This window comes from Streptomyces niger (genome assembly GCF_000718305.1).
In the GTDB taxonomy this organism is placed as follows: domain Bacteria; phylum Actinomycetota; class Actinomycetes; order Streptomycetales; family Streptomycetaceae; genus Streptomyces; species Streptomyces niger.
Window position 1 is genome coordinate 1 of record NZ_JOFQ01000057.1, and the last position, 847, is coordinate 847.

Genomic DNA, 847 nt, shown 5'->3' on the forward strand with positions numbered 1-847 from the left:
GCGGCACCTCCATGCCGTCCAGCCCCGCCGTGACCTCCTCGGCCAACTTGTACACATCCACCTGCGCCCGCCCACACGACGGACACGAGACGATCTCCAGCCGCCGCTGCCGCAGGTTCAGCGACTCCAAAATGGAGATACCGACCTTGATCTCCTCCGCCGGCGGCGCCGACAGCGACACCCGGATGGTGTCGCCGATGCCCTCGCTCAGCAGCGCGCCGAAGGCGACTGCGGACTTGATGGTGCCCTGGAAGGCCGGGCCGGCCTCGGTCACGCCCAGGTGCAGCGGGTAGTCACACTGCGCCGCCAGCTGCCGGTAGGCGTTGACCATCACCACCGGGTCGTTGTGCTTCACCGAGATCTTGATGTCCCGGAAACCGTGCTCCTCGAAGAGGCTGGCCTCCCACAGCGCCGACTCCACCAGCGCCTCGGGCGTCGCCTTGCCGTACTTCTGCAGCAGCCGGCGATCCAGCGACCCCGCGTTCACCCCGATCCGGATCGGCGTCCCGGCATCGGAGGCCGCCTTCGCGATCTCCTTGACCTTGTCGTCGAACTGCTTGATGTTGCCCGGGTTCACCCGCACCGCCGCACAGCCCGCGTCGATCGCCGCGAACACGTACTTGGGCTGGAAGTGAATATCGGCGATCACCGGGATCCCCGACTTCTTCGCGATGATGGGCAGCGCGTCCGCGTCGTCCTGCGTGGGGCACGCCACCCGCACGATCTGGCACCCCGACGCGGTCAGCTCCGCGATCTGCTGCAGCGTCGCCCCGATGTCCGCGGTCCGCGTCGTCGTCATCGACTGCACCGACACCGGTGCGTCGCCCCCGACGGCCACCGGCCCGAC

General features: G+C 68.7%; 1 protein-coding gene. It reads right to left on the reverse strand.

The genetic code is table 11. From position 1 onward, the window contains the following. The coding region (ispG, locus tag IF20_RS36870) for a flavodoxin-dependent (E)-4-hydroxy-3-methylbut-2-enyl-diphosphate synthase (protein WP_052869800.1) at nucleotides 1–847 on the reverse strand (847 nt) is incomplete at both ends.